General features: G+C 75.3%; 7 protein-coding genes. 4 read left to right on the top strand and 3 right to left on the bottom strand.

The genetic code is table 11. The features are described 5' to 3' along the window. Nucleotides 1–31: 31 nt before the first annotated feature. Together AB0B83_RS29740 and AB0B83_RS29735 are read right to left on the bottom strand one after the other, a co-directional pair. Complete coding sequence (locus AB0B83_RS29740) at nucleotides 32–1387, bottom strand: HAMP domain-containing sensor histidine kinase (protein WP_357580951.1); 1356 nt, start codon at nucleotides 1385–1387, stop codon at nucleotides 32–34. Then, a complete protein-coding gene (locus AB0B83_RS29735; RefSeq protein ID WP_357580950.1) occupies nucleotides 1384–2058 on the bottom strand; it encodes a response regulator transcription factor in 675 nt (224 codons plus the stop codon). The genes AB0B83_RS29740 and AB0B83_RS29735 overlap by 4 nt, the downstream gene beginning before the upstream one ends. A 174-nt stretch (nucleotides 2059–2232) precedes the next feature. On the opposite strand from AB0B83_RS29735, the gene AB0B83_RS29730 reads away from it, so the two are divergent. From AB0B83_RS29730 to AB0B83_RS29720, 3 genes are read left to right on the top strand one after another with little or no spacing between them, the layout of a single operon-like run. Next, entirely contained in the window at nucleotides 2233–2604 is a 372-nt protein-coding gene (locus AB0B83_RS29730; protein WP_357580949.1) for a GlsB/YeaQ/YmgE family stress response membrane protein, read from the top strand. After that, nucleotides 2601–3245: an STAS domain-containing protein gene (locus AB0B83_RS29725; RefSeq protein WP_357580948.1), complete on the top strand. Its 645-nt coding sequence runs from the start codon at nucleotides 2601–2603 to the stop codon at nucleotides 3243–3245. Before AB0B83_RS29730 ends, AB0B83_RS29725 begins: the two co-directional genes overlap by 4 nt. A gap of 54 nt (nucleotides 3246–3299) precedes the next feature. Next, nucleotides 3300–3599, top strand: a complete 300-nt coding sequence (locus AB0B83_RS29720) for a BON domain-containing protein (protein WP_357580947.1) — start codon at nucleotides 3300–3302, stop codon at nucleotides 3597–3599. Between the two features lie 132 nt (nucleotides 3600–3731). Here AB0B83_RS29720 and AB0B83_RS29715 read toward each other — a convergent pair whose 3' ends face one another. Beyond that, nucleotides 3732–4481 (bottom strand): DNA-formamidopyrimidine glycosylase family protein, encoded by a 750-nt coding sequence (locus AB0B83_RS29715; protein ID WP_357580946.1) that lies wholly within the window; start codon nucleotides 4479–4481, stop codon nucleotides 3732–3734. 86 nt (nucleotides 4482–4567) lie between these two features. Between AB0B83_RS29715 and AB0B83_RS29710 the strand changes: the two genes are divergently transcribed. Continuing rightward, complete coding sequence (locus tag AB0B83_RS29710; protein WP_357580945.1) at nucleotides 4568–5644, top strand: spore photoproduct lyase family protein; 1077 nt, start codon at nucleotides 4568–4570, stop codon at nucleotides 5642–5644. The last annotated feature ends 137 nt before the right edge of the window (nucleotides 5645–5781 follow it).

The following is a 5781-nucleotide window of genomic DNA, read 5'->3' as shown; positions in this document are numbered from 1 at the left end:
GCCGGCGACGGTTGCACGGGCGCGCGGCGGGTCACGGCAACACCCCGGGCAGCTCGACCCGGAAGCGGGCGCCCCCGCCGGGGCGGTCGCCCGCGTCGGCCCGTCCCCGGTGCGCGGCGGCGTGCTGCGCGACGATGGCCAGCCCGAGCCCGGTGCCGTCGCCGTCGGCCCGCGAGTGCGCCGCCCGGCCACGGACGAAGCGGTCGAAGATGGGGTCACGGTCCTCCGGCGGCACGCCCGGCCCCTCGTCGTCGACCTCGACGATCCCCGTCCCGTCCCGCTGCGACAGCCGCACGGCCACCGGCCCGCCGCCGTGGCGCAGCGCGTTGTCGACCAGGTTGGCCAGGATCTGCTCGACCCGACGCTCGTCGACCAGCCAGGTGGGCGGGACACCCGCGCCGACCCGGACGAGCGTGGCCGGCAGCCCCCGGACCTGACAGGCGCGGCGGGCCAGCGCCGCCACGTCGACCGGCGCCCGGTCGACCGGCTGGTCGCTGCGGGCGAGCTGGATGAGGTCGTCGACCAGCTGCTGGAACCGGGTGATCTCGTCGGCCACGAGGCCGGCGGCGGTGGCGGTGCGCTCGTCGAGGTGGGCCCGGCGGCGGGCCAGGACGCTGGCGGCGGCCGAGAGGGTCTGCAACGGCGAGCGCAGCTCGTGGCTGACGTCGGCGGCGAAGCGCCGGTCCCGCTCGATACGCCGGGAGAGCTGGTCGACCATGTGGTTGAAGGACGTGGAGAGCCGGGTGAGGTCGGGGTCGGTGGTCGCGGCGAGCCGGGCGGAGAAGTTGCCCGCCGCGATCTCCTGCGCGGCGTCGGCCACCGCCGTCAGCGGCCGCAGGCTGTGCCGGGTGGCGTACCAGCCCAGGGCGGCGCCGGACCCGGCGACCACGATGGCCACGGCGGTCAGTGCCAGCGCCAGGACCCGCAGGGTCTGGTCCAGCTCGCGCAGCGACGTCAGCTCGTAGTAGCTGGTGGACGGGGCCAGCGGCAGGCCGACGAGCAGGGTCGGCTGGCCGTTGACCCGGACCCGCTGCACGGCCGGTTCCCCGGCGTGGACGAGCTGTTGCAGGTCGACCGGGATGGCGGCGGTCAGGCCGGCGTCGGCCGTACGGGCGTACCAGTCGTCGCCGCGGTGCAGCAGCGGCCGGCGGTTGCCGCCGGTGTCGAGGGACCGCAGCACCTCCACCACGTCGGGGGCCTCCGTGTCCAGGCCGGTACGCACCACCGCCGCGTCGAAGTACGCCGCCCGCACGGCGGTGCGCTCCCGCTCGTCCAGCAGGGATCGCCTGGTCAGCTCGTACGAGACCAGCGCCATCGAGGCCGACAGCAACAGCGCGCCGACCGCGAAACCGGCGGACACCCGGGCCCGCAGTCCGAGGCGCCTCACCGGGTCAGCTTGTAGCCGAGGCCGCGCAGGGTGACCAGGTGCCGGGGGTTGCCCGGATCGTCCTCGATCTTCTGCCGCAGCCGACCCACGTGCACGTCGACGAGCCGCTCGTCGCCGGTGTCGTAGCCCCAGACCCGTTGCAGCAGCTGGTGGCGCGACAGCACCCGGCCGGCGTGCTCGGCCAGCTCGCACAGCAGCCGGAACTCGGTGCGGGTGACCGGCACCGGCTGCCCCGCCAGGCGTACCTCCCCGGCGTCCGGACTGATCTCCAGCTGCCCGAAGGTGAGCACCGCCACCGGCTCGGGCGCCGCCCGGGCCCGGCGCCGCAGGGCGCGCAGCCGCGCCGACAGTTCCTTGATCGCCACCGGCTTGACCACGTAGTCGTCGGCCCCCGCCTCCAGTGCCGCGACGATGTCGTGGGTGTCGTCGCGGGCGCTGACCACCACGATCGGCACGTCGTCGTCGCGGCGCAGCCGCCGGATGCACTCGAAGCCGTCGAGGCCCGGCAGCATCAGGTCGACCAGTACGGTGTCGGCCGGCTCCCGGCGCTGCCGCAGCAGTCCCTCCTCGGCGGTGGCCACGCCCCGGACGCGGTAGCCCTCGTCCTCGAGCGCGAGCAGCAACGCCAGACGGATCCGGTCGTCGTCCTCGATCACCAGCACGTCCGTCATACCGGCATCATCCCCAAGGCGGCGACGGGCGCCCAACCGTGTCCGGCGTTCGGCGGTTTTGTCACGCAACTGTCATACAACCGCGTGACCCGCGCCACGGGCGGCGCCGAGGGTGGTGGGGAAACATCCGTGGGCCGGCTGCCGTCGGCCAGCCGGCCCGGCAGGAGGGACCAGATGACCGTCGCCGGTCTCCTCACCGCGCTCGCCGTCGGTCTCCTCGTCGCCGGGGCGGGCTGGTGGGTGACCCCGCGCCGGCGGGAGGTGCCGGCCTGGCTGGCCCTGGTGGCGGGGATCGTCACCGCGCTGCTCGGCGTCATCCTGGCCCGCATCGTCGGCCTCGACACCGACCGGTCGGGCGCGTGGCGCGTCGGCGTGCCGGCCGCCTCGGCGGTCGTCGGCGTCGCCCTCGTGGCGGTGACGGCCGGTCCCCGGCGCGCCGCCGCCCCGCCGCGCGGGACGGGGCCGGACCTCGACACCGCCCAGACGCCGCCGGTCGCGGGCCGGCGCGTGGCACGGCCCGACCTCCCGTGGAGGAAGACACGATGACCGTCGTACCGGACGAGCACCTGATGACGTTGATCTGCGACAGCTGCGGGGACACGACCACGGGCACCGCCTGCGTCCTGCCCGACGCCGAGGTCGTCTGGACCCTGGTGGCCGAACACGGCTGGAGCGGCTCGCCGTTCGCCACGGGCCCGCACCGCTGTCCCCGGTGCAGCCTGCCGGGTCTCGCGGGCGACGCCACCGGTCAGGGCGGGGTGCCGGGCGTGGACCACCTCGACGACGTCGCGGCGGCGACGGCCGCCGGGAACGTCGACGTCGACACCGCCGACGAGCTGCGGGCCGCCCTGCGGCAGGCGGTGGACGTCGGCGGGCACGTGGTGGTCGACCTGACCCGGGTGCACCTCATCGACGCCGGCGGGCTCGCGCTGCTCGTCCGGGCCCACCGCGACGCCCGGGAGCGTGGCGCCGTGCTCTGCCTGGCCGCTCCGTCCCGTTTCATCCGCACCGTGCTGCACACCATGCGGCTCGACGGGCTGTTCCCGGTCTTCGCGAGCCCGCAGGAGGCGTTCCGGCGGCTCTCCCCGGGCGGGGCAGCTGACACCGCCGGGCTGGCGGCCGTCGCCGCCGGGCCGGATCCGCGCGGTCTCCGTGCGGCGGCGGTGACCGAGGCGTCGTCCCGCTGACCCGATCGCCGGGCCCGGACGGTCCGGCCGCAGACCATCGAGAGGAAGCACGCCATGCTCATCCCCTGGCCGTACCCGGACGAGGGCGCGTTCCGCCCCGAGCCGCCGGGCCCCTCGCCGGACGACGAGGACGGCCGGTTGGCGGCGCTGGTCGCCCAGCGGTTGAGCAGCGACTGGACCACCCGTCGCCAGCAGATCGTGGTGACCGTGCAGAACCGCGTCGTCATCCTCGCGGGCATCGTGGCCGGCCCGGACACCCGGCGGGTGGCCGGCGAGATCGCCTGGGACGTCCGGGGCGTCGCCGACGTCTGCAACGCCCTGCGGCTCGCCGCCCCGCGCCGGCCCCGCCACTGAGCGCCCGCCCCTTCACCGAGCGCCCGCCCCTTCACCGAACGCCCGCTCCCGACGACCGCCGCGGCGTCCGGCCGGGTGGACCGGTCCTCCCGGCCGGAGCCGGTCCCGGCGGGCCGGCGTCCCGGGGACGGGTCAGGCCGCGGGCTGGTCGACCGGGCAGGCGTACGCCGTGCGGCCGCCCAGCTGCCACGTGCGCACCCGGGCGCCGCAGCGCCGGCAGGTCGGCCGCTTGTAGACCCACCGCTCGTCGGGCGCCGCCGGGTCGCTGACCACCTGGCCGGCGTCGCGGCCCAGCGTCAGGTACCCGACGGCAAGCTCCCACAGCTGGCGGGCCGGCGCCGGCCCGACCGCCCGAGCGTCCGGGTCGAGGCCGGCGAGGAAGAGCAGCTCCGCCCGCCAGGCGTTGCCGAGGCCCGCCCACACCGCCTGGTCGAGCAGCGCCGCGCCGACCGCGCCCCTGGCGGCGCCGAGCCGGCGTACGGCGTCCTCGCCGTCGGCGTCGGCACGCAGCGGGTCCGGGCCGAGCGAGGCCCGCAGCGCGCGCTCGCCGTCGTCCGGGAGCGGTTCGCAGCGGATGGGCGCGATCAGGTCGTACGCGACGCCGGCGCGGGCCAGGCGCAGCCGGACGCCCTTGCGGGGCGGGACGGCCGGGTCGTCGTGGCGCAGGAACAGCCCGCGCATCCCGAGGTGCACGTGCAGGGCCGGCGCGTCGTCGACGTGGTAGACCAGGTGCTTGCCGTACGCCTCCACCGCGCGCAACCGCCGCCCGTCGTACGGGCCGGCGTCGAGGCGACCCTGCGGGCTGGACACGGCGAGGACCTGCCCGGCGAGGGCGGCGTGCTGGTCGCGCGCGTACCGGTGGACGAGGTGGCCCTCGGGCATGCGGCCCGGGTACCCGAGGCACGGCCACGAAAACGGCGCGTCCGGGGCGCGGGAACAACGGCGATCGGTCCGCAGTTGCCCCTTTCGTGACCGACGTTGCCCCGCACCCGCGGCTGTTCGACATCCGGCGGATCTACGTGGAGCCGGAGGCCGCCGCGCTGCCCCGTGGTCGGGCCGTGCTGGAGCGCTTTCCCGACGCGGAGCGCGTCGAGGTCGAGAGCCACTCCCGCATCCCGGAGCTGTACGGGGACGAGACGAACGTGGCCCGGTGGGTGCGGATCAAGACGGAGGCCCTGGTGCTGGGGGTCAAGAAGTCCCTCACCGCCCGCCCGAACGGCCGCTCGGCCGACTTCATCGCCCCGTCCACGGCGAACGGCTGCGCGATGGCGTGCGCCTACTGCTACGTGCCGCGCCGCAAGGGCTACAGCAACCCGGTGACGGTCTTCGCCAACATCGACCGGATCACCGGCTACCTGGGCCGGCACGTGGGCCGGCAGGGCGTCAAGGGTGAGCCGAACCAGTGCGACCCCGCCGCCTGGGTCTACGACATCGGCGAGAACTCCGACTGCTCGCTGGACGCCCGCATCTCCGACAACGTCCGGGACCTGGTGACGCTGTTCCGGGGCCTGCCCACGGCGAAGGCCACGTTCGCCACGAAGCACGTCAACCGTGACCTGCTCGACTGGGATCCCCGGGGCCGGACCCGCGTCCGGTTCTCGCTGATGCCGGCCCGCGACGCCAAGCTGCTCGACATCCGGACCTCCCCGGTCGCGGAGCGGTTGGCCGCCGTCGACGACTTCGTCGCGGCCGGCTACGAGGTGCACGTCAACTTCAGCCCGGTGGTGGTCCGCGACGGGTGGCTGGACGACTGGGCCGAGCTGCTCGACCAGCTCGACGACGCGCTCGGGCCCGCCGCCAAGGCACAGCTCGCCGCCGAGGTCATCTTCCTGACCCACAACGACCGGCTGCACGAGGTGAACCTCGGCTGGCACCCGAAGGCCGAGGAGGTCCTCTGGCGGCCGGATCTCCAGCAGCCGAAGCGGTCGCAGACCGGCGGCTGGAACGTGCGGTACCGCACCGGCAGCAAGGGCGCCTACGTGGCGGCATTGACGGACCTGATCGCCGCGAAGGCGCCGTACTGCCGGGTCCGCTACGCCTTCTGACCGGCTCCGACTCACGGAAAAGCAGTTCAGGGCCACCCCATACGGGGTGACCCTGAACTGAAAGATTGTCCGGCGGCGTCCTACTCTCCCACACCCTCCCGAGTGCAGTACCATCGGCGCTGGAGGGCTTAGCTTCC

This window comes from Micromonospora sp. NPDC049060, assembly GCF_040649055.1.
In the GTDB taxonomy this organism is placed as follows: domain Bacteria; phylum Actinomycetota; class Actinomycetes; order Mycobacteriales; family Micromonosporaceae; genus Micromonospora; species Micromonospora reichwaldensis.
This window is presented reverse-complemented; position numbering and strand designations above follow the sequence as displayed.